Here is a 23,395-nt window from a genome sequence, read left to right on the forward strand (position 1 = left end):
GCGCCTCGGCGACGATCCCGCAGCAGTCTCAGTGACCGCCGTGCACGCCCTCGCCGATGTCATCTGCCGGCTTCTTCACGAATGCGCTCAACGCGACCGCACCCAGTGAGATGATCGCGGCGATCAAGAACGCCAGCCGCGCGCCGGGAGCGCCAGCGACCGCCGTCGACAGGCCTTCGCTCTCACCCGCGTGCAGCATCGAGGAGTACGTCACCGTGAGGACAGCAACCCCGGCGGCACCGCCGACCTGCTGAATGGTGTTCAGCGCGGCGGACCCATGCGAGTACAGGTGACGCTGGAGCGACCCGAGTGACGCCGAGAACAACGGCGTGAAGGACATGGCGAGCCCGACCGACATGATCGTCTGCGCGATCACCAGCAGCCACCATACGGTGTGCTCGCCGACGGTCGAGTAGAAGAACAGCGCGGCCGAGACCATGATGGTGCCGGGAACCAGGAGGGTGCGCGTGCCGCGCGCGTCGTAGACGCGTCCCATGATCGGGCCCAACAGGCCCATCAGCACGGATCCGGGCAGCAGGATCAGGCCAGACTGGAGTGCATCGAGACCGGCGACGTTCTGGAGGTACTGCGGCAGCAGCGTCAGCGTGCCGAACATCGACAGAGCCAGGATCGCCATGACGATCACCGCGATCGTGTAGTTGCCGGAGCGGAACACGCGCAGATCGAGCAGCGCGTCATCCTTGCGCTGCAACAGAAGCTGACGCCAGACGAACAGTGCCAGCCCAACAGCGCCGATGGTGAGCGAGAGCACGCCGATGGTCGCTCCGCCCGATTCACCCTCGCCGCCGAACTGGCTGAGGCCGTAGACGACGCCGCCGAAGCCGAATACGGACAGGACGATGGAGAGCACATCGATCGGAGCATCCGTCGTCTCGCCGAGATTCGTCATCCACTTCGCGCCCATCAGCAGCGCGACGATCGCGATCGGCAGAACGATGGCGAACAGAGCGCGCCAGCTCAGCGTCTCAAGTACGGCGCCGGCGAGCGTCGGCCCGATCGCGGGGGCAAGCGAGATCACGAGGCCGACGCGGCCCATCATTCGGCCACGCGACTGCGGCGGCACGACGTTCATCATCGTGGTCATCAGCAGCGGCATCATGATTCCGGTGCCGCCGGCCTGAATCACCCGGCCCAGGAGCAGGATCTCGAACCCGGGAGCGACGAGGCAGACCAGCGTTCCAAGCGAGAACGACGTCATCGCCGCGATGAAGACCTGCCGGGTCGTGAAACGCTGCAGCAGGAAGCCGGTGGTCGGGATGATGATCGCCATCGTCAGCATGAACGCACTCGTCAGCCACTGACCGAGTTCGGGCGGGATGCCGAGATCGGTGTTGAGATGCGGGATCGCGATGCCCATGGTCGTCTCGTTGAGAATCGCGACGAAGGCGGCGACCAGCAGCAGCCAGATCACCCGCATATCGGATGGTGCGATCAGCGGCTGCGGCTTCACGGTGGGAAGGGAACCGGTCGATGCGGTGGCCAAGGCGTCTCCTCAGTGGTTTGGGTGTGGCGGTAGGCCTGAGACGGAGCCGACAGATGAGGCATTCGTTCTAGGGCAACGCTCCAGGATAACCCTGCGGCTGTCATCCTTGTTCCCGCCTCCGCAGATTTTGTTGCGGATAGGCTGACCGAATGAGCATGGGCGGCGGTCGCGGCGGCGGATTTCGTGGTGTTGACGAGGCGGCGCAGAAGCGTTTGAATGCCGAGGCGCCGCGGATCACCGGTCTGGGTAAGCGTGTCGTTGGATTGTTCCGCCCGTACCGCGGACGGATCATCGCCACCGGCTTCCTCGTCGTCGTCGGTGCCGCCATCGCCGTCATCCCGCCACTGATCGTGCAGCGCATCTTCGATGATGCGCTGTTCCCCGTCGACGGAGGCGGCCCCGAGATCGGGCTGCTCATCCGACTCGTGGTCTTCATGGTCGGCCTCTTCCTCCTCTCCGCCCTCCTCGGCATCGCGCAGACCTGGCTCACCTCGACGGTCGGAAACAACGTCACCGGCGATCTGCGCGTGCGCCTGTTCGAGCATCTGCAGGCGATGGAGCTGGGGTTCTTCACGCGAACGAAGACCGGCGTCATCCAATCCCGCCTGCAGAACGATGTCGGGGGAGTGTCCGGTGTGCTGACCAATACGGTCACCAGCATCCTCGGCAATATCGTCACCGTCATCGCCTCACTCGTCGCCATGATCTTGATCGATTGGCGCCTGACCCTCATCGCGGTTGTGCTGATGCCATTCCTGATCATCGTGCAGCGCCGGGTGGGGCAGGTGCGCGCACGCATCGCGGGCGAGACCCAGGAATCGCTGAGTGAGCTGACCTCCATCACCCAGGAGACCCTGAGCGTCTCAGGCATGCTGCTGTCGAAGTCGTTCAACCGTCAGCGCGCAGAATCGCAGCGTTACCAGGACGAGAACCGCAACCAGGTGAAGCTGCAGGTGCGCAGAGCAATGAGCGGTCAGGGTTTCTTCGCGGTCGTGCAGGTGCTGATGGCATCCGTTCCCGCGGTGATCTACCTCGTGTCCGGGTATCTGATCGCCGGCGGCGAGGGAGCGATCACGGCCGGAACCGTCGTCGCGTTCACGACCGTCCAGGCACGGCTCCTGCAACCGCTGATGGGGCTCATGCGTGTCTCGCTGGATCTGCAGACGTCCTCGGCGCTCTTCGCCCGCATTTTCGAGTACCTCGACCTGGTTCCTGAGATCGAAGATGCGCCGGATGCCGTATCGGTCGATGTGGCGCCCGGTCCGCGTGGACAGGTCGAGTTCCAGGACGTCGTCTTTCGCTACCCGGATGCTGCAGCCGATGCCCGACCGACCCTGCAAAGCGTCTCCTTCGTCGCGGAGCCCGGACAGCATGTGGCCTTTGTCGGGCCGTCGGGCGCGGGCAAGACCACCGTGCTGTATCTCGCGCCGCGACTGTACGAAGCTCATGGCGGTTCGGTGCTGTTCGCCGGAGCGGATGTGCGAACCCTGACGCAGGGCTCGATCATCGATGACGTCGGCATCGTCTCGCAGGAGACCTATCTGTTCCATGCCACGATCCGGGAGAACCTGCTCTACGCGAAGCCAGGGGCGTCAGAGGAAGAGCTCATCGCGGCCTGCACCAGTGCGAACATTCACCACATCATCGCCGGGTTCGAGCACGGCTACGATACGGTCGTCGGCGAACGCGGCTATCGCCTTTCCGGCGGCGAGAAGCAGCGCATCGCGATCGCGCGCGTGCTGCTGAAGGACCCGCCGGTTCTCCTGCTGGACGAAGCGACCTCGGCGCTGGACACCGTGTCGGAACGTGTCGTGCAGACAGCTCTCGATGAGGCGGCGAAGGGCCGCACAACCATCTCGATCGCACATCGACTGTCGACAGTGATGGGTGCCGATGTCATCCATGTGCTCGAAGCTGGGCGGATCGTGGAGTCGGGCACGCACAGCGAACTGCTGGCGCGCGGCGGGCTCTACTCCGAACTCGCAGCCGAGCAGGTTGCGGCAACCCGCGTCCTGGAAACCGAGGCCATCGTCGAGGGAACCGTCGCCGGGGGAGTAGCCGCGGCTTTCCTTGATCGACGCGCTGACCGTGCGCCGGAGGACTCAGCCGGAGCAGATGCTGTTGCCGCGCTCACCGCTCCCGTGCCGCTTCTGGACGGGCCGAGCAACGACACACGCGTGTATCCCGCGGAGGCCTGAACAGCCTCCATCATCGCTCCCGGAGGATGATCTGGGAGGACCCCTTACATTTTTCAGATTGAATTATGTCGGAGGGTTGATGGAAAAAATCGCGGCTTCTACTGTTGTCCCCATGTCAACGCCGATCGGAGTGCAAGCACTCGTCCGCAGAACCCACGAGGATCGGGTTCTGCAGGCGTTGCGCGAGCACGGCTCGCTGACACGAACGGAGCTGGCAGCGTACATCGGGCTGTCACGGACCACACTGTCCGAGATCACATCGAGCCTGCTGCGGCGCCGTGTCATCTCGAGCCTTCCGCCTCGGGAAGCCGCGGTCGGTCGCGGACGCCCGGCAAATAAGCTGCGTCTGGATCCGTCCGCAGGTCAGTACATCGGCGTCGACTTTCGGCACAGCCTGGTTCGCGTCGCCGTCGCCAATGCCGCACGTGAACTTATCGCCTCCGACTCCGCCGAATACGACAGCTCCTCGCGCTGGGAAACGCGCATCGAAGCGGCTTTTGCGCTGATCGAATCAATGAGCGCGGAAGCCGATATCCACCTGGACGGTGTGCTCGGCATCGCCGTCGGTCTGCCGGGACCATTCTCCTCGCGGGTGCCGCACGACGAAGACGAACCCCTCGACCGTGCTCGCCACGTCGGTGCCGACCTCGTGCGCCGGTCCTTCTCCGAGCGGTTCGCCGCCGATGTGCTGCTCGACAACAACACGCGCCTTGCCGCGCTCGCCGAAGCAACCTGGCACACTGCCGGCGCTGTCGGCCATCTGCTCTACCTGCGGTTGTCTTTCGGCATCGGTGGTGGCCTCATCATCGACGGCCGACTGGTCTCCGGATCGACGGGGATCTCCGGCGAGTTTGGGCACATGACCGTCAACGGCGTCAGCACGCTGTGCCGCTGCGGTAAGCGCGGATGCCTGGAGACCGTCGCATCCATCGACGCCATCCTCGAACGCTGCCGGACCGCGGGCGCCGCGGTAACGACGCTCGCCGACATGCAGGTCGCAGCTGAGCATGGTGACCCGATCGTGCTCGGAGTCATCCGCGAGACCGGCGTCGCTGTCGGACAGGTGCTCGGCGGGCTGGCCGTCGCACTCAACCCGGCGGAGATCGTCGTCGGTGGAGAAGTAGCGATGATCTCGGATGCCCTCATCCAGCAGGTCGCAGAAACCGTCTCCTACGAACTGCTGCCGGTAGGCGGACGCGGCCCGCGCGTGCGCCGAACTGCGCTCGGCGACGAAGGTGGCGCGATCGGCGGAATCGTCGCGCTGCTCCGGCGCACTCCCGTGCTCAGCGGCTACCCCTCCGGCTCGACGCAGCCGCAATCGACATGACCCGAAGGACGACTGATGAACACCGTACGACGATCAGGACCGAGCCGGTGAGCGCCGTAAGCACCACTGCGCCGCCGGAGACAGCGACCTCGACCCTGGCAACAGGATCCACGGGCGACGGACCCCAGCGCCGGCGCCGCACGAGGAAACGCCGCTTCACCCTGGTACTCAGCACGGCCAGCGTCGTGCTGGGAGTCGGTCTGTGGTGGGTACTGTCGCTCGTCGGCTTCAACCTGCCGACGCCGCCGGCAGTTGCGGTCCGGGCCTGGGAGCTCACCGCCGATGGAACGCTGATCGCCGATATCGGTGCGAGCCTCACCCGCGTGCTCATCGGCTTCGCGCTGGGTACTGCCGTGGCGATTCCGGTCGGATTCCTGATGGGCTGGTACGTATCGGCGCGCGCCGTGATCGAGCCGTGGATCCAGTTCTTCCGCACGATCCCGCCGCTGGCGATCATTCCCCTCGCGATCGTGCTGCTGGGAATCGGTGAAGAGCCGAAGATTCTCGTTATCTTCCTGGCGGCCTTCTTCTCCTGCGTGATCTCGACCTTCCAGGGCGTCGTCGACGTCGACAAGACACTCATCAACGCCGCCCGCGTGCTGGGAGCCAAGGACGGCACGATCTTCGTGCGCGTCGTGGTGCCGGCATCCGTACCCTTCATCCTCGTCGGCATGCGTGTCGGCCTCGGTGCCTCCTGGGCGACCCTGGTCGCCGCCGAGCTCATCGCCGCGCAGCAGGGCTTGGGATATCGGATGCAGTACGCGCAGCTGTACTACGAGATCGAGACGATATTCGTCGGCCTCATCGTGATCGGCGTGCTCGGTCTAGTGATGGACCGACTGCTGCTGCTCGCTGAACGCCGACTCACAGGATGGCAGGAACGCCGATGAACTCGAACACGCAAACCGCCCGCATCAGCGTTCGCGGTGTCACCAAGACCTTCGACCTCAAGGGCGACACCTTCGTCGCGCTCGACAACGTGTCGCTCGACGTCGCCGACAATGAGTTCGTCACCGTCGTCGGCCCCAGCGGCTGCGGTAAATCCACGCTGATGAACATCCTCGCCGGGCTCGACATGCCCACCAGCGGCGAGGCGCTCGTCGATGGTGAAGCCGTGGCGGGTCCCGGACCCGAACGCGGTGTGATCTTCCAGCAGTACGCGCTATTTCCCTGGTTGACGGTGCGCAAGAACGTCGAGTTCGGACTCAAGACCGCCGGGATGAAGGCGGTCGACCGCCGTGCCAAGGCCGATCACTTCATCGAGATGGTCGGGCTGACCGACTTCGCCGATGCGCTGCCGAAAATGCTCTCCGGAGGCATGAAGCAGCGTTGTGCCATCGCGCGTGCCTACGCGGTGGATCCCAGCATCCTGCTCATGGATGAGCCCTTCGGCGCGCTCGATGCGCTCACCAGAGTGAAGCTGCAAGAGCAGCTGCTGCAGACGTGGAGCCAGGAGAAGCGCACCGTCATGTTCATCACGCACGACGTCGACGAGGCCGTGTTCCTCGCCAACCGTGTGGTCGTGATGGCAGCACGACCTGGCCGCATCTACGAGGTCATCGATGTCGATCTGCCCTATCCGCGTACCGAAGAGATGCGATTGAGCGCGGAATTCACCGAACTGCGCAATCGCGTCTGGAGCGCCGTCTACCACCAGAACCCCGGCCACCGGGCCACAGCCGCCGTCGCCTGACGGCCCCAACCCAGAGGAAAACCCATGACACGCATTCTGCGCCGGCGCGGCATTGCTGCCGCTGCCTTGATTGCTGCCGCGACTCTCACCTTTACCGGCTGCGCGAGCAGCAGCCCCGCCGCCGAGGGCGAATCCGCCCCCGAAGCGGTGGAGTTCCCGAAAGTCCGCGTCGGCTACATCGCTGACTTCAACGGTGCGAGCCTGCTCGCGATCGCCGACGAGCAGGGCCTGTGGGAGGAACACGGGCTCGAGGTCGAGACGCCCGTGTTCACCAATGGCCCGCTCCAGATCCAGGCGCTGGGCACGGACAACCTCGACTTCGGATACATCGGACCCGGTGCCATGTGGCTGCCAGCATCCGGTGAAGCGCAGGTCGCGATGATCAACAGCCTCGGAAACGCCGATCGTGTGATCGCTCAGCCCGGAATCACCTCGGTCGAGGACCTCAAGGGCAAGAAAGTCGCCGTTCCGGAAGGAACGTCGGGTGACATGATCCTGACGATGGCGCTCAAAAATGCCGGAATGACCATCGATGATGTCGAGAAGGTCGCCATGGATCCGGCCACCGTCGTATCGGCGTTCGCGTCCGGTCAGGTCGACGCCGCCGGGATCTGGTTCCCGCTGATCGACACGATCCAGGAGCAGGTGCCGGACCTGGAGATCCTCGCCGAGAACGAAGACTTCGCCGACCAGGTCGCATTCCCCAGTGCCATCGTCGCAAACCCGAAGTTCACCGAGGCACACCCGGAGGCGACCGAGGCCGTGCTGGCCGTGTTGCGCGATGCCATGGACTTCCGCGTCGCGAACCTCGACGAGACGATCGAGATCACCGCCGCGATGCTCAAGGGCGATGCGGATGCATTCGCTTCGGATGCCGCCAACGCCAAGTACCTGACCTCGTCCGAGCTTGACGACCTCACCGCGGACGGCACAGTGGCTACCTGGCTCACGAGCTTGAATGAGTACTTCGTCTCGGCGGATAAGCTCGAAGACGCCACTGACGCCTCGACCTACTACCTGGGCGACGCGTTCGTCGCCGCAGGCAAGTAGAACTTTCTTCATCCTTGCCCTGCCGGCCGTGGCGATCACGCGCTGGCAGGGCACCCCCCTGCATTGCCGAACGATTGAGCTGTATGAACACCGCATCCAAGCGCCCCAACATCGTCCTGATCCTCACGGACGACCACGCCTCGCACGCCATCAGCGCGTACGGATCGGCAGTGAACTCCACACCGCGCATCGACGAGATCGCCCAGGCCGGGGTGCGACTGGACAACTGTTTCTGCACGAACGCGCTGTGCACCCCCAGCCGCGCATCGATCCTCACTGGCACGTACAGCCACATCAACGGCGTGACGACTCTGCACACACCGATCGACGCCAGCCAGCCGACGTTCATCTCACAGCTGCGCGAGGCAGGCTACCGCACCGCCGTCGTCGGAAAATGGCACATGGGTGAGGGGGAGGGGCACGACCCGCAGGGCTTTGACTACTGGGCCGTGCTGCGAAACCAGGGGGAGTACTTCGACCCGCAGATCCTCACCGAGGACGGCATCCGCATCGAACCCGGCTACGCCACCGATGTGCTCACCGACGTCGCCCTCGCCTGGCTCGATAAGCAGGAGGGGGACGAGCCCTGGTGTCTGCTGTTGCACCACAAAGCCCCGCACCGCCCGTGGGAGCCGGATGAGAAGCACAAGGGCATGTACAGCGACCCGATCCCATTGCCGGCAACGTTCGACGACGACTACGCGACGCGGTCATCTGCCGCGCACCGCGCAGCTATGCGCATCGCCGACCACCTGACACTGACCGACCTCAAGGTCGCCCCGCCCGAGGGGCTGACATACGAGCAGGCGGCCGTGTGGAAGTACCAGCGCTACATGGAGGACTACCTCGCGTGCGTGGCATCCGTCGACGACAACGTCGGGCGCGTCATCGACTGGCTGCGCGACAGGGAGCAGTTCGACGACACGCTGCTGATGTACACCTCAGATCAGGGCTTCTTCCTCGGCGATCACGGCTGGTTCGACAAGCGGTTCATGTACGACGAATCGTTGCGGATGCCGCTCGTGATGAGCTACCCCGCGCGCATCCCGGTGCGGGAGCAACCGGTGGAGCAGATCGTCACGAACGTCGACTTCGCCCAGACGATCCTCGATTTCGCCGGCGTCGACGCGCTTGACCGGATGCAGGGGGTCAGCATCGTCCCGCAGTTGACCGACGACCCCGAACGCCCGACGCGCGAGGCGATGTACTACCGGTACTTCGAGAACGACGACGTCGACCACCACGCGCTCGCGCACTACGGCATCCGCACCGAACGCCACAAGCTCATCTACTTCTACAACGACGGTCTCGGCCTTCCCGGGGCATCACCGCACTCGTACCCACCGGAGTGGGAGATGTACGATCTCGAGGCCGACCCGGAAGAGCTCAACAACGTCTACCTCGACCCTGCTTACGCCGAGCTGCGCGAGCAGCTGAAAGTGCAGCTGTGGCGGCTGCAGGCACAGCTCGGCGATACCCCGCACCACTCCCAGCCGGTGCCAGCAGGTATCGCAGGCTAAGCGGCGTGCGCTCAGTGCGCTGACAGGCCGCCGTCGACGAACAGCGAGTGGCCGGTGACATATGCCGCCGCGGCGCTGGCGAGGAACACCGCGGCGCCGGCGAAGTCGCCCGGCACCGAGTTGCGGCCGATCAGTGTACGAGCGGCCAGCTGCTCAACCTGCTGAGGGTCCTCCTGCAGGCGAGCGTTCAGCGGGGTGAGCACGAAGCCCGGAACCAGCGTATTGCTGGTGATGCCGCGGTCGCCCCATGCTTCGGCCTCCGAGCGCATGAGGGACTCCACGGCGCCCTTGGAGACGCCGTAGACACCGCTGCCGACGAACGCTCGATGCGCTTGCTGCGAGCTGATGTGGATGAGACGGCCGAACCCGCGCTCGGCCATGCCCGCTGCGTAGCGCTGGCCGAGCAGGAACGGCGCGAGAGCATTCACCGTCATCGTGGCATCCCAGTCGGCCTGGGTGATCTGCGCGAAGGGCGGGCGGATGTTGATTCCGGCCGAGTTCACGAGGATGTCCGGCTCGCCGAATGGTTCGGCGGCAGCCTCAGCAGCCGAGAGGATGCCGTCACGCGTACTCAGATCTCCGACGACGCCCGCAGCCCGACACCCGGCATCCGACAGTTCGCGTACTGTCTCGGCGATGCGCTCGCTACCCCGCGCGACGATGACGACAGATGCCCCGGCGCGGCCGAGCGCGAGTGCGATGCCGCGACCGATTCCGGAGCTGCCTCCGGTGATGACAGCGGTGCGGTTTCGAAGGGAGAAGAGTTCAGCGAGGTAGTCGTCCACAGGGTTCCAATCAGAGGGCAGTGCGGGGTGTGTCACCAGGCGAGCGCGGCCGTGATGTTCGGATCGGGGTGAGCGTCGGCGAACTCCGGCAAATCGTGCAGCTCGTGCAGGAACGCGGTCACCTCAGCCGCGTAAGCGGGGTCCGGGTGCGTGCTGGCGATCGCCTGAAGCGGCGGCAGATCCATGGCGAGGATGAGCTCGAGTCTGGCGCTGACAGCCGCCGTTGCCCCGGCCTCATGCAGCACACGGATGCCGCCGCGCAGCGCCGCCAGATAATCCCGCAGCACCGGCAGCTGTGACTTGCCCTGGGTGATGGATGTGCCATCGGCACGCAGCCGCCAATGCACCACGACATCCGGGATGACATCGAACGTCGCGGCGCGGGTATACATCTGCTGCGCCACGATCTGATCCTCGTAGGCGACACCTTCGGGAAAGCGCATCTGTGACCAGAAGTCCGCACGGCTGATCTTTGACCAGGCGACGATGTTCGCCGAAGCGCGCGGATGCTCGAGGATCGTTGTGCGCAGACGAGCCGGGTCGGTAGCGGCCGCAGTCCAAGGCTGCACGCGTCCCGGAACGTAGGCACGCCCCTGTGGCCGTGAGCGCACGTAGGCGCCGGCCACGAAGTCGCTGCCTGTTTCGGCCAGAGTACCGGTGAGACGGGCAAGCGCTGTGGGGGTGAGTTCGTCATCTGCGTCGAGGAAGCCCAGCAACGGTGTGTCGACCAGGTCGAGGCCGGCGTTGCGGGCGGCGCCCAAGCCCCGGGACGTCTCGTGTCGGACGACCGTGAGCCGGTCGTCCTCGGTGGCGGCGTGCTCGATGATCGCGCCGGTGGTGTCTGTTGAACCATCGTCGATGAGGATGGCGCGCCAGCGCGGCTCGGTCTGCGCCTGCAATGAGGCGATCGCCGCCGGAGCGTAGGCGTCGATGTTTCGGCCGGGGACGATCAACGTCACGATCGGGGCGGAGGTGTTCGTCACGTTCCGAGTTTATGGTCCCTCCTCTGTGCACAACTCCTGAAGAATTCGCGACAGCTGTTCGGCGGGGCCGGAAAGACGCGGCTCCGGTCCGGCATGCGGGCCAGTTTTCAGGAGTTATGAACCGGTGGCGACGGTGGCGACAGCCGCGGCAACCAGGTGTGCGAGCTGAGCCGGGGCCGCATCTGCCAGCGGTGCACGCCCGAAGGTGAAGCGCACGGATGTCTGCGCCACCGCGGCCGGCACGCCGCAGGCCAGCAGCACGTGCGACGGCTCGTCGCTGTCTGCCGCACAGGCCGAGCCGCTGGAGGAGATCACGCCGCGGCGCTCAAGCTCCAGCAGTACCGCCTCGCCGCTGGTCCCGGCGAAAGTGAAGCTCGCGGACCCCGGCAGTCGGTGCACTGGGTCGCCGGTGAGTGCAGCCTGCGGAACCTCCGCGAGGACGGCAGCGATGAAGCGGGCGGTCTGCTCGCCGATGCGTGTGGATGCTGTCAAGCGCTCTGCCTCGGCCAACTCCAGTGCGACGGCCAGGCCCACGGCGCCGGCGACGTTCTGGGTTCCCGAGCGATGCCCGCGCTCCTGTCCGCCGCCGTGCAGCAACGGCTCCAGCGGGATGCGTGCACGCACACCGAGCGCGCCGATGCCTTTGGGGGCGCCGATTTTGTGCCCGGCGATGGACATCGCAGCAGCACCCAGATCGCCGAGCGGCAGCCATCCGGCCGACTGCACGGCATCCACGTGCAGCGGCACTCCGGCGGCCGTGGCCACAGCGGCAAGAGCGGCAACAGGCTGCACCGTCCCGATCTCGTTGTTCGCGTGACCCAGCGAGACGAGAGCCGTGTCGTCGCGCAGCGCTTCGGCCAGCGCGTCCGGGGTGAGCCGGCCCGTATCCATCACAGGAACGCAGGTCACCTCGACGGCATGAAAACGCCGCAGATACTCGACGGACTCCAGAATCGACTCGTGCTCGATTGCCGTCGTCACAATGTGGCGGCGTCCGCGAGCCAGGGCGGAAAGGACGATGCCCTTCACCGCGAGATTGTTCGCTTCGGTACCGCCGGAGGTGAAGATCACATCGCCCGCGCGCATACCCAGAATCCGTGCGACCCGTGCTCTGGCATCCTCCAGCGCGCTCGCCGCAGCTTCGCCGGCGGTGTGATGACTGGACGGGTTGCCGAACACACCGGTGAGATAGGGACGCATAGCCTCGAGCACCTCCGGGCGCACCGGAGATGTCGCAGCATGATCGAGATAGAGCATCAGACGAAACCGCCGATCAGGCGATGCGCACATCCAGACCGAGATCCAATGCGCGGGCGGAGTGGGTGAGCGCGCCGACGGAGATGACATCGACACCGGTTTCAGCGATGGCCCGCACGGTGTCGAGGTTCACACCACCGGATGCTTCGACCGTCGCCCGCTCGCCGATCAGTTCGACCCCGGCGCGCAGATCGTCGAGGGAGAAGTTGTCAAGCAACACGGTGTGTGCCCCGCCGTCGAGGACCGCACCGACCTGATCGAGGCGATCCACTTCGACCACGACGTGTGTGGTGTGCGGCAACCGCGACAGTGCTTCGCGCAGTGCGGTGGCCAGGTCTACGCCGGAGCGCTGCAGAACGGCGAGGTGGTTGTCCTTGGCCATCACAGCATCCGAAAGTGAATAGCGATGATTGCTGCCGCCGCCGGAGACCACCGCCTGCCGCTCGAAGGCGCGCAAGCCCGGCGTCGTCTTGCGGGTATCGGCGATGCGGACGCCAGTTCCGGCGACGGCCTGGACGTACTGCGCAGTCAGCGTTGCGATGCCGCTCATCCGCTGGGTGAAGTTCAGCGCGACGCGTTCGGCGGTCAGGATGCTGCGGGCCGAACCTGAAACGGACGCGAGCACATCGCCCGGTGCGAAGACGTCACCGTCGCCGACGTGCACGTCGACCTCGAGTGTCGGATCGGTGAGGGCGAATGCAGCCGCGAACACGTCGCCGCCGCTGAAGGTGCCGGGTTCGCGGGCAACGAGGTCGGCAGCTGCCGTGGCATCGGCGGGCAGCAGCGCCGTGCTGGTGATGTCACCCCAGGGGGCGTCCTCTTCGAGGGCTGCGCCGACGATGCGGGTGAGAGTGGCGGCAGTGAGCATCAGGCTCCGATCAGAGCGGGTTCGCGGGAGAGCTGGTGTGCGCCGACCGATTCGGTGCGAGCGAGAGCAGCGGATGCGGCGGCTTCGGCCACGGTGAGAAGGTTAGCGGTTTCGTAGTCGGCAACGGATGCCGGCGCCGGTGCTGTTGCGGCCCAGGATCGGATGCTGGTCAGCGCTTCGGCGAGGCCGTCCGGGGTGCGAACGAGCCCGACCCGATCCCACATGAGTTCCTGCAGAAGGCCTCGCGAGTGCGCAAACCCTCCGCTCCGGTCGCAGTTCGTGTCGCTATTCGCGGGTTTTAGCGACGTGAACTGCGACCGGAGCGGGATGGAACGCGCGGAACGTGCGGAACGCGCGGCGGGTGCGGGCGCGACGCGTGCGGAACGCGCGGCGGGCACGGCGGCGGCCGCGGCGGCGCGAGCGGCGAAGACTGCGGCCTCCAAGAGCGAGTTGGAAGCGAGGCGATTGGCGCCGTGGACTCGGGTGCAGGCCGTCTCTCCTACGGCGAAGAGACCGGGGATGCTGGTGCGTCCGTCGAGATCCGTGCGGATGCCGCCCATCAGATAGTGCGCGGCCGGCGTCACCGGGATCGGCTCCCGGGCCCAGTCGAACCCGCGCTCGCGCGTTGACCGGTCGATCGTCGGAAAGCGCTGGGCGAGCCGCGCCGCACCGATCATGGTGGCATCCAGCCGGACGGGAGAGCGCTGCAACCCCGCCTGCCTCGCGATGGCCCCGGCCACCACATCGCGTGGCGCCATCTCACCGTCAGGGTGGCTGTCGAACACGAACCGCCGACCCTGGTCGTCGATCAGCGTCGCGCCTTCGCCGCGCACGGCTTCGGAGATGAGAAACGATCCGCCCGCGGCCAGCACCGTGGGGTGGAACTGTACGAACTCCAGGTCCGCCACAGCGGCGCCGGCACGGATGGCGGCGGCGATCCCATCGCCGGTCGCACCGAGCGGATTGGTCGTGTGCTGATACAGCTGTCCTCCGCCGCCGGTTGCCAGAATCACCGCATCCGCTGTGATGTCGAGCGTCACGCCGTGGTGCAGCATCCGGATGCCGCGCACAGCACCCTGCTCGACGAGGAGATCGAGCAGGAACGCATGCTCGACGATGTCGATGCCGCGATCGTGTACCTGCGCGATCAGTGCACGGGAGATCTCGGCGCCGGTCGCATCGCCGCCGGCGTGCACGATGCGGGCGTGAGAATGGGCTGCTTCGCGCCCGAGTAGCAGCGTGCCATTGACGTCCCGGTCGAATGCGACACCGCGCGCGATCAATTCGGCGATGCGAGCCGATCCCTCGCCCACGAGCACAGCGACGGCCATCGCATCCGATAGTCCTGCACCGGCGTCGAGGGTGTCCGCGGCATGCTGCCGAGGCGAGTCACCGGGGCCGTAGATGCCGGCGACACCTCCCTGCGCAAGCGGGGTGCATCCGCCACCGAGTGCATCCTTCGTCACGAGCGTGACGGAGTGCCCGGACTGTTGCGCATGCAGCGCAGCGGTCAATCCCGCGATGCCGGATCCTGCGACAACGAGGTTCATCCGCGGGGCTTTGCGGCCAGCATCCGCTCGAGAGCCGTGCGTGCCGGATCTGCGACATCAGCGGCTACCTGAATGCGGTTCGGCGCGCGCCCGGCGACGAGCTCTTCCAGCACCCAGGCCAGATATCCGGGATGGATGCGATACATCGTCGAGCACGGGCAGACCACCGGATCCAGGCAGAAGATCTCATGCTGCGGATGCTGCGCTGCCAGGCGACGGACGAGGTTGATCTCGGTGCCGATCGCGAAGGTCGTCGGCTCTGTCGCACCGGCGATCGCGCGGCGAATGTAGTCGGTGGACCCGGCCTCATCGGCGGCGTCCACAACCTCCATCGGGCACTCCGGATGCACGATCACGCGCACATCAGGATGCTCGGCACGGGCCTGATCGATCTGCGCGACCGTGAATCGGCGGTGCACAGAGCAGAAGCCGTGCCACAGAATGACCTTCGACTCGACGAGCTCGCCGGCGCTGGAACCGCCGAGGGGACGACGCGGATTCCACATCGGCATCTGGTTAAGCGATACCCCCATGGCCTTCGCGGTGTTGCGTCCGAGATGCTGGTCGGGGAAGAACAGCACACGCTGCCCGCGTTCGAACGCCCACTCCAAGACGGTCTCCGCGTTGGAGGATGTGCACACGATTCCGCCGTGGCGTCCGACGAATCCCTTGATCGCAGCCGAGGAGTTCATATAGGTCACGGGGATCACCGGTACGCGACCGTCCGCGTCGACGGCATCCAGATCGCCGAAGACATCGGCCAACTGCTCCCAGCAGTCCTCTACCTGATCGATGTCGGCCATGTCGGCCATGGAGCATCCGGCGGCGAGGTTCGGCAGGATCACGGCCTGGTCGGGGGTGGAGAGCAGGTCGGCCGTCTCGGCCATGAAGTGCACGCCGCAGAAGACGATTGCCTCAGCATTCGGATGCTCCAGCGCAGCGTTTGCGAGTTGGAAGGAGTCGCCGACATAGTCGGCGTGGCGCACGACCTCTTCGCGCTGGTAGAAGTGGCCCAGCACGACGACGCGGTCGCCGAGAGTCTGCTTGGCAGCGCGGATGCGCTCGTGAAGAGCTTCTTCGTCGGCTTCGCGATACTCGACGGGCAGCTCGCCCTGGCGGGGAGTGCCGGTCGGGATGACATCACCCATTGAGGAACCGGGACCATAGCCGGGGACGCTGTCGAACGTCCAGGGGGCGGCGGCCAGATCCGTGTTGCAGGTTTCATCCGTGGATGCGCCCGTGACGATCGCCTGGATCGCGTGATCGACAGAGGGATTGATCGTTCGGAGGTTGAGCGTGGGCATCGGGCGCCGCCTTCTGGTCACTTCGACACTTAGTGTGTGGGTTCACATTATGTCGAATCGACCTTAAGTGCAATCGCCGGAGTGCGAGGCAACGGGAACTGACGGGTTCAGTCCGCCGTGGCGAGTCGGAAAAGCCGAGCGGGGCGGTGCTTGCCGGTGCGGAACGATTCGGTTGGGATCAATTCGGCTGACCCCTCCAGCAGGCGACGGAAGTTCGACGGGTCTAGCCTGCGCCCGAGTACCGTCTCATACACCTCGCGCAGCTCCGTGAGGGTGAACTCATCAGGCAGCACTCCGGCGCCGATCCAGCTGTATCCGACCTTGTTCCGCAGTCGCCACAGCGCGTACTCGGCAATGCGGTTGTGGTCGAACGCGAGTTGCGGCATGGCGTCCACATCGAACCACTCCACGTTCTCCGGGGCATCCGCTCCCGCGCGCTGCGCGTCGACGAGGTCAGAACGAAGCAGTGCCCAGTACACGATCGAGATCGTCCGTGTGGGGGAACGGTCGACGTCACCGAACGTGTATAGCTGTTCGAGGTAGCTCGGCTTGAGGGCGGTTGTCTCGGCGAGGGTTCGAGATGCTGCGGCATCCAGATCTTCGGCGGGGTCCAGCCATCCTCCGGGCAGCGCCCAGGAGTCCCGGTACGGTTCGCGCGTGCGCCGGACCAGTGGCAGCATCAGTCGGTCTCCGTCGGTTCCGCCGCGGAGCGAGAAGATCACGGTCGAGACGGCGACGCGGATCGCGTCGGAGCTGCCGGTGGGTGAGGTCACGTCCTGAGTCTATGAGTGCGGGCACGCGGCAGTCATGCGTGCGATCGCTTCGGCCGAGGGACGGTAGAGTGGGGGCATAACTGAAGACGGCCCCACGAAGCGTGCGGGAGAGCCCCGGTGAGTGCAGCCGGGCACCGAAGGAGCAAGCCTCCCCGCCAATCTCTCAGGTACCGCGTACCGCCCGCTTCCGGCCACTCTGAAAAGTGATGCTCCGCATCCGCCGACGGTGAAAGCCCCCGATTTGCTCCCTGAGCCTGTCGAAGGGTGAAACTCTCAGGCACATGACAGAGGGGGAGTTCTCGGATACCGTGCATTCCGTACGGCATCCTTCCGATCTATACGGGAGAACTCCATGACCCAGGCCCGATTCACCCCGCTTCGCGAGCGACATGAGTCGCTCGGCGCATCCTTCACCGACTTCGGCGGCTGGCAGATGCCGGTGCGCTATACCTCCGACCTCGCCGAGCATCATGCTGTGCGTCAGGCGGCCGGTCTGTTCGACATCTCGCACATGGCTGAGTTCACCGTCGGGGGACCGGATGCCGCGGCCTACCTCGACTACGCACTCGCCGGGCGGCTATCGACGATGACGATCGGTAAGGCGAAGTACTCGCTGCTGCTCGCCGAAAACGGCGGCATCATCGATGACGTCATCGTTTATCGCCTGGCCGAGAGTCGCTTCCTGATCATCTCCAATGCCGGAAACCGGGATGCCGTCGCCGAGGCGCTGCCCGCCCGCACTGGGGCCTTCGACGTCGCCGTCGAGGATGTGTCCGACTCCTACGCACTGCTCGCCATTCAGGGCCCTGCCTCCGAGAGGATCGTCGCCGAGGTCTCGGGAATCACCGAGCTCAGCATCCCGTGGGACGAGCAGAAGTACTACGCCTGGGCGTCAGCTCGCTACAACGGCGAACCCCTCATCGTTGCCCGCACCGGATACACCGGTGAAGACGGCTTCGAACTGCTCGTCCGCAGCAAAGACGCCGTCGCGCTCTGGGACGCGGTGCTGGCAGGGGGCGAGGCCCACGGCATCGTTCCCGCTGGCCTCGCAGCCCGCGACACTCTGCGTCTCGAGGCGGGCATGCCGCTGTACGGGCATGAGCTGTCGCTTATGACGAAGCCTGCTTCAGCGGGGCTCGGACGCGTTGTGGCATCCGAGAAGGAAGCATTCGTCGGCAAGGACGCTGTCACCGCTGACGACGATGCGCGCGTGCTCGTCGGACTCGCCGCCGAAGGCAAGCGTGCCGGTCGTGCAGGCTACGCCGTCGTCACCGAAGACGGCACTGCGCTCGGCGAAATCACCAGCGGCGCGCTCAGCCCGACGCTCGGGCATCCGATCGCCATGGCATTCATCGATCCCTCATCAGCTGAAGAGGGCACCGCCGTTTTCCTCGACATCCGAGGAAAGAAGATTCCCGCAACCGTTACCGCCCTGCCTTTCTACCGGAGGAAGAAATGACCGATCTCACCGCACTCAAGTACACCGAAGAGCACGAATGGCTCGCTGTTGACGGCACGACGGTGACCATTGGCATCACCGACTACGCCGCGGAGAAGCTGGGCGACGTGGTGTTCGTCGAGCTGCCCGACGTCGGCACCGAACTCGAAGCGGGTACGGTCGTCGGCGAGGTCGAATCGACCAAGTCGGTGGGAGAAATCTACGCGCCTCTCGCCGGCACGGTCACCGAGGTTAACGAGGCGGTCGTCGATGACCCCTCCCTGGTCAACAGCGCCCCTTTCGAGGGCGGCTGGCTCATCAAGATGTCCGTTGCTGATGGCGCCGCAGACGCACTGCTGGACCGCGATGCCTACGTCGCACTGACGGAGGGTTGATTCCTTGAAGACCCGATTCTCCGATCGTCATATCGGGACGACAGCAGAGACCCAGCGAATCATGCTGGAAGCTCTCGGTGTTGCCGATGCTGATGCCCCCATCGATGCTCTGATGCGCAGCGCCGTTCCCGCATCGATCTTCTCGGACGCGTCCGGGACATCAGCGATTCCGCCGGCTGCCACGGAAGCGGAAGCACTCGCCGAACTGCGCGGCTTCGCATCTCGCAACAGGGTGAGCCGGTCGATGATCGGCCTCGGCTACTACGGCACGCTTACCCCGAGTGTGATTCAGCGGGGTGTCCTCGAGAATCCGTCCTGGTATACGGCGTACACGCCGTACCAGCCGGAGATCTCACAGGGCCGGCTGGAGGCGCTCATCAACTTCCAGACGATGGTCGCCGACCTCACCGGGCTGTCGACCGCCAACGCGTCGATGCTCGATGAATCCACGGCCGTCGCCGAGGGGATGCTGCTGGCACGGCGCGCCTCGAAGGCGAAGTCCAGCGTGTTCGTGGTCGACGCGGATGCGTTCCCGCAGACGAAGGCGCTGCTCGAGACCCGCGCTTCAGCGCTGGGCATCGAGCTGGTCGAACGCGACCTGGCTGGCGGAGAATCTCTGCCGGATGAACTGTTCGGCGTGTTCGTGCAGTACCCCGCAGCATCCGGCCGGGTCTGGGACCCGAGCGCCGTCATCGACGCCGCTCACGTCGCAGGCGGCCTCGCGGTCGTGGCAGCCGACCTGCTGGCGCTCACGCTGATCTCCTCGCCGGGCTCGCTCGGCGCGGACGTCGCGGTGGGCACCACGCAGCGATTCGGTGTGCCGATGGGCTTCGGCGGACCACACGCCGGCTACATGGCTGTGCGCTCAGGCCTCGAGCGCCAGCTTCCCGGTCGCCTCGTTGGTGTCTCGGTGGATGCCGATGGCAAGCCCGCGTACCGTCTCTCGCTGCAGACGCGCGAGCAGCATATTCGCCGCGAGAAGGCGACGAGCAACATCTGCACCGCGCAGGTGCTGCTGGCAGTCATGGCGGCGATGTACGCGGTTTATCACGGGCCGGACGGGCTGCGAGCGATTGCAGGCGAGGTCGCCGCGAAGGCATCCATGCTGCGCGACTGGGTGACGGACGCCGGCGCAGAGGTCGTGCACGACGCCTTCTTCGACACGCTGACCGTACGCACCGCAGAAGCTGCGACGATCGTTGCCCGTGCCCACGAGGAGCAGGGCATCCTGCTGCACCTCGTGGATGACACCACCATCGGAATCTCGGTCGACGAGACGACCACCGTCGCGGAACTGCACCGTGTCGCCACTCTCTTCGGCGGCACCCAGGAGCGCACCTTCGGGTTCTTCGGAACCGGATCGCGCGGGGCACTTCCGGAGTCCCTGCAACGCACCGACGAGTACCTCACGCACCCCGTCTTCCACGTGCACCGCTCCGAGACCGCCATGATGCGGTATCTGAAGAGCCTCGCCGACCGTGACTACGCGCTCGATCGTGGCATGATCCCGCTGGGCTCGTGCACGATGAAGCTCAACGCTGCCACAGAGATGGCCGCGATCACCTGGCCAGAGTTCGCCGGCATCCACCCGTTCGCACCGGCATCCGATGTTGCGGGATATCTCGAGATGATCGACCAGCTGGAAGCCTGGCTGGCCGAGGTCACCGGGTACGATGCGGTCTCGCTGCAGCCGAACGCCGGCTCGCAGGGTGAGCTCGCCGGTCTCCTCGCGATCCGCAGCTACCACCTCGCGAACGGCGACGAGCATCGCACCGTCTGTCTGATCCCGTCCTCCGCGCACGGCACCAACGCCGCCTCCGCAGTGCTCGCGGGAATGAAGGTCGTCGTCGTCGCGTGCGATGAGATGGGCAACGTCGATCTCGATGATCTGCGCGCGAAGATCGCGGTCAATGCCGAGTCGATCGCAGCCCTGATGATCACCTACCCGTCCACGCACGGTGTGTACGAGCAGGACGTCGTCGAGATCACCTCCGCCGTGCATGACGCCGGCGGTCAGGTGTACGTCGACGGAGCGAACCTCAACGCACTGCTCGGTTACGCGCGCTTCGGCGACCTCGGCGGGGATGTCTCGCATCTGAATTTGCACAAGACGTTCGCGATTCCGCACGGCGGTGGCGGTCCGGGTATCGGACCAGTCGCGGCCAAAGCCCATCTCGCGCCGTATCTGCCGTCGCACCCGCTCGCACAGCGCACCACGCATGCGGGCGGATACGAGTTCGGCGGTGGAGTGGTTTCGGGTGCGCCTTACGGTTCGGCGGGGATCCTGCCGATCTCGTGGTCGTACGTCCGGATGATGGGTGCTTCGGGCTTGCGCGATGCGACAGCGGCCGCAGTGCTGTCGGCGAACTACATCGCCGCACGCCTTGGCGAGCACTTCCCGGTGCTGTACACGGGAGAGAGCGGTCGGGTTGCCCACGAGTGCATCTTGGATCTGCGTCCGCTGAAGGAAGCCACCGGCATCACCGTCGACGACGTCGCTAAACGACTCATCGACTACGGCTTCCATGCACCGACCATGTCGTTCCCCGTGCCGGGCACACTGATGGTGGAACCGACCGAGTCGGAGGATATCGGCGAGATCGATCGGTTCATCGAGGCGATGATCATGATCAAGCGCGAGGCGGATGCCGTGGCATCCGGTCGCTGGCCCGCAGAAGACAACCCGCTGGTGAACGCGCCGCACACCGCTGTCTCGCTGATCGCGGGGGAGTGGGACCACGCGTACACACGTGAGGATGCCGCCTACCCGGTGCCAGCGCTTGTGGCCGCCAAGTACTGGCCGCCGGTGCGCCGTATCGACCAGGCGTATGGCGATCGCAACCTGGTGTGCTCCTGCCCGCCGATCGAGGCGTTCGCCTAGATCTCATCGCGAGTGGTGACCTCCGAGCGAAGGTCACCACTCGTGCACGGGGCAGTCGAAGGGCACCAACTCAGTAACGGTTGATTAACAGACCTATCGTTCAGTCGACCGTGGGGTTAGCCTCGAGACATCTCGGTGCATTCGACGCAGAACGCGCCTGTAACGGTCCACAGGAGGGCACGCAATGAAGCGAAACAAGATCACTCTGGCGGGTGTGGGACTGCTTGCGGCGAGCGCCATGGCGCTCGCCGGCTGTGCAAGCAGTGGTGGGGATTCCGACACGGACGACTCGGGTGACAACGGCGGCGACGCAAGCGCCATCATCACTGTCAACGGTTCCGAGCCGCAGAACCCACTGATCCCGACCAACACGAATGAGGTGGGTGGCGGCAAGATCCTCGACGCGATGTTCGCCGGACTCATCGGCTACGCAGCTGACGGTGCGGTCTTCAACGACGTGGCCGAGGAGATCACGGTCGAAGACCCGCAGCACCTCACGGTGAAGATCCGTGAGGGCCTCACCTTCACAGACGGTGAAGAGGTCACCGCCGATAACTTCATCCAAGCCTGGAACTACGGTGCACTCGCCTCGAACGAGCAGCTGTCCAGCTACTTCTTCGAAGATATCGAGGGCTTCAGCTACGACGCCGACTCTGAACTGACCGGCTTGGAGCAGGTCGACGACTACACGTTCACGATCGCGTTGAACAAGCCGGCTTCTGACTTCGCCCAGCGCCTGGGCTACTCGGCCTACTATCCGTTACCCGACGTGGCGTTCGAAGACATCGAGACGTTCGGTGAGAACCCGATCGGCAACGGCCCCTACATGCTTGACGGTGAAGGTGCCTGGCAGCATGACGTCGGCATCGACCTGGTCACGAACCCCGACTACGACGGTCCGCGCACCCCGGCCAACGGCGGCCTGAGCATCACGTTCTACGCCTCGCAGGACGCCGCGTACAACGACCTGCTGGCCGGTGAGCTCGACGTGCTCGACGCGATCCCCGACTCGGCGTTCGAGACCTTCGAATCCGACCTGGGCGACCGTGCCGTGAACCAGCCGGCAGCGATCTTCCAGTCGTTCACGATCCCTGATCGACTCGAGCATTTCGGTGGCGAAGAAGGAAACCTGCGTCGTCAGGCGCTGTCCATGTCGATCAACCGTGAGGAGATCACCGACGTCATCTTCCAGGGCACCCGCACGCCGGCCAGCGACTTCACATCGCCGGTCATCGACGGCTGGTCCGATTCGCTCGCAGGTGCTGAGGTACTGGAGTTCAACCCGGAGAAGGCAGTGGAGCTCTGGGCCCAGGCTGACGCCATCAGCCCCTGGAGCGGAGAGTTCCAGATCGCGTACAACGCTGACGGTGGCCACCAGGCCTGGGTCGACGCGACCGTAAACTCGATCAAGAACACTCTCGGCATCGAAGCATCGGGTGCTCCGTACCCGACCTTTGCTGAAGCGCGTGCGCTGATCACGGACCGTACGATCCAGACCGCGTTCCGCACCGGTTGGCAGGCCGACTACCCCGGTCTGTACAACTTCCTCGGGCCGCTCTACGCGACCAACGCTGGCTCCAACGACGGCGACTATTCCAGCGAGGAGTTCGATTCGCTGCTCGCAGAGGGCATCTCGGCAACAGATGCTGAGGAGGCCAACTCGCTGTTCCAGCAGGCGCAGGAAGTGCTGCTGAGAGACCTCCCGGCGCTGCCGCTGTGGTACTCGAACGTGGTCGGCGGCTACAGCGAAACCGTGGAGAACGTCCAGTTCGGCTGGAACTCGGTGCCACTGTACGAACAGATCACTAAGGTCGGCTGACACTGACAGGCGACGGGGCGGTGGTGTACCACCATCGCCTCGTCGCTTTG

General features: G+C 65.5%; 18 protein-coding genes and 2 riboswitches. Of the genes, 10 read left to right on the forward strand and 8 right to left on the reverse strand.

The window, feature by feature from the left end; all coding sequences use genetic code 11:
* Window positions 1-28: 28 nt before the first annotated feature.
* Complete coding sequence (locus tag ACSS7Z_RS05175) at window positions 29-1,438, reverse strand: DHA2 family efflux MFS transporter permease subunit (RefSeq protein ID WP_438253700.1); 1,410 nt, start codon at window positions 1,436-1,438, stop codon at window positions 29-31.
* Window positions 1,439-1,653: 215 nt separating this feature from the next.
* Between ACSS7Z_RS05175 and ACSS7Z_RS05180 the strand changes: the two genes are divergently transcribed.
* The 6 genes from ACSS7Z_RS05180 to ACSS7Z_RS05205 all read left to right on the forward strand — a co-directional run bounded on the left by ACSS7Z_RS05180 (window position 1,654) and on the right by ACSS7Z_RS05205 (window position 9,292).
* Window positions 1,654-3,702 (forward strand): ABC transporter ATP-binding protein, encoded by a 2,049-nt coding sequence (locus tag ACSS7Z_RS05180; protein WP_438253415.1) that lies wholly within the window; start codon window positions 1,654-1,656, stop codon window positions 3,700-3,702.
* Between the two features lie 112 nt (window positions 3,703-3,814).
* Window positions 3,815-5,029 (forward strand): ROK family transcriptional regulator, encoded by a 1,215-nt coding sequence (locus ACSS7Z_RS05185; RefSeq protein ID WP_438253416.1) that lies wholly within the window; start codon window positions 3,815-3,817, stop codon window positions 5,027-5,029.
* A gap of 47 nt (window positions 5,030-5,076) precedes the next feature.
* The gene (locus tag ACSS7Z_RS05190; RefSeq protein WP_438253417.1) at window positions 5,077-5,919 is read left to right on the forward strand and encodes an ABC transporter permease; all 843 of its coding nucleotides are present in this window, start codon (window positions 5,077-5,079) and stop codon (window positions 5,917-5,919) included.
* Entirely contained in the window at window positions 5,916-6,722 is an 807-nt protein-coding gene (locus tag ACSS7Z_RS05195) for an ABC transporter ATP-binding protein (protein ID WP_438253418.1), read from the forward strand. The genes ACSS7Z_RS05190 and ACSS7Z_RS05195 overlap by 4 nt, the downstream gene beginning before the upstream one ends.
* 24 nt (window positions 6,723-6,746) lie before the next feature.
* The gene (locus ACSS7Z_RS05200; RefSeq protein ID WP_438253419.1) at window positions 6,747-7,772 is read left to right on the forward strand and encodes an aliphatic sulfonate ABC transporter substrate-binding protein; all 1,026 of its coding nucleotides are present in this window, start codon (window positions 6,747-6,749) and stop codon (window positions 7,770-7,772) included.
* Between the two features lie 83 nt (window positions 7,773-7,855).
* Window positions 7,856-9,292, forward strand: coding sequence for a sulfatase family protein (locus ACSS7Z_RS05205; RefSeq protein ID WP_438253420.1), 1,437 nt, complete (start codon window positions 7,856-7,858; stop codon window positions 9,290-9,292).
* Between the two features lie 11 nt (window positions 9,293-9,303).
* Here the strand turns inward: ACSS7Z_RS05205 and ACSS7Z_RS05210 are convergent, their stop codons facing one another.
* The 7 genes from ACSS7Z_RS05210 to ACSS7Z_RS05240 all read right to left on the reverse strand — a co-directional run bounded on the left by ACSS7Z_RS05210 (window position 9,304) and on the right by ACSS7Z_RS05240 (window position 16,812).
* Window positions 9,304-10,113, reverse strand: coding sequence for an SDR family NAD(P)-dependent oxidoreductase (locus ACSS7Z_RS05210; RefSeq protein WP_438253421.1), 810 nt, complete (start codon window positions 10,111-10,113; stop codon window positions 9,304-9,306).
* The gene (locus tag ACSS7Z_RS05215) at window positions 10,110-11,060 is read right to left on the reverse strand and encodes a glycosyltransferase family 2 protein (RefSeq protein WP_438253422.1); all 951 of its coding nucleotides are present in this window, start codon (window positions 11,058-11,060) and stop codon (window positions 10,110-10,112) included. The genes ACSS7Z_RS05210 and ACSS7Z_RS05215 overlap by 4 nt, the downstream gene beginning before the upstream one ends.
* A gap of 114 nt (window positions 11,061-11,174) precedes the next feature.
* Window positions 11,175-12,317, reverse strand: coding sequence for a cysteine desulfurase family protein (locus ACSS7Z_RS05220; RefSeq protein WP_438253423.1), 1,143 nt, complete (start codon window positions 12,315-12,317; stop codon window positions 11,175-11,177).
* Between the two features lie 16 nt (window positions 12,318-12,333).
* Complete coding sequence (nadC, locus tag ACSS7Z_RS05225) at window positions 12,334-13,185, reverse strand: carboxylating nicotinate-nucleotide diphosphorylase (RefSeq protein ID WP_438253424.1); 852 nt, start codon at window positions 13,183-13,185, stop codon at window positions 12,334-12,336.
* A complete protein-coding gene (nadB, locus tag ACSS7Z_RS05230) occupies window positions 13,185-14,735 on the reverse strand; it encodes an L-aspartate oxidase (protein ID WP_438253425.1) in 1,551 nt (516 codons plus the stop codon). The genes nadC and nadB overlap by 1 nt, the downstream gene beginning before the upstream one ends.
* Window positions 14,732-16,039 (reverse strand): quinolinate synthase NadA, encoded by a 1,308-nt coding sequence (nadA, locus tag ACSS7Z_RS05235; RefSeq protein ID WP_438253426.1) that lies wholly within the window; start codon window positions 16,037-16,039, stop codon window positions 14,732-14,734. The genes nadB and nadA overlap by 4 nt, the downstream gene beginning before the upstream one ends.
* A 107-nt stretch (window positions 16,040-16,146) precedes the next feature.
* Window positions 16,147-16,812: an NUDIX hydrolase gene (locus ACSS7Z_RS05240; RefSeq protein WP_438253427.1), complete on the reverse strand. Its 666-nt coding sequence runs from the start codon at window positions 16,810-16,812 to the stop codon at window positions 16,147-16,149.
* Between the two features lie 94 nt (window positions 16,813-16,906).
* A riboswitch (glycine riboswitch) is annotated at window positions 16,907-17,002 on the forward strand.
* Window positions 17,003-17,110: riboswitch (glycine riboswitch) on the forward strand.
* 54 nt (window positions 17,111-17,164) lie between these two features.
* Here ACSS7Z_RS05240 and gcvT point away from each other — a divergent pair.
* From gcvT to ACSS7Z_RS05260, 4 genes are all read left to right on the forward strand, one after another.
* A complete protein-coding gene (gcvT, locus tag ACSS7Z_RS05245) occupies window positions 17,165-18,271 on the forward strand; it encodes a glycine cleavage system aminomethyltransferase GcvT (RefSeq protein WP_438253428.1) in 1,107 nt (368 codons plus the stop codon).
* A complete protein-coding gene (gene gcvH / locus ACSS7Z_RS05250; RefSeq protein WP_438253429.1) occupies window positions 18,268-18,645 on the forward strand; it encodes a glycine cleavage system protein GcvH in 378 nt (125 codons plus the stop codon). The genes gcvT and gcvH overlap by 4 nt, the downstream gene beginning before the upstream one ends.
* 61 nt (window positions 18,646-18,706) lie before the next feature.
* Window positions 18,707-21,526: an aminomethyl-transferring glycine dehydrogenase gene (gene gcvP / locus ACSS7Z_RS05255; protein WP_438253701.1), complete on the forward strand. Its 2,820-nt coding sequence runs from the start codon at window positions 18,707-18,709 to the stop codon at window positions 21,524-21,526.
* Between the two features lie 184 nt (window positions 21,527-21,710).
* Entirely contained in the window at window positions 21,711-23,345 is a 1,635-nt protein-coding gene (locus ACSS7Z_RS05260) for a peptide ABC transporter substrate-binding protein (RefSeq protein WP_438253430.1), read from the forward strand.
* The last annotated feature ends 50 nt before the right edge of the window (window positions 23,346-23,395 follow it).

Origin of the sequence: Microbacterium wangyouchuni, from assembly GCF_051546305.1 — a bacterium.
In the GTDB taxonomy this organism is placed as follows: Bacteria; Actinomycetota; Actinomycetes; order Actinomycetales; family Microbacteriaceae; genus Microbacterium.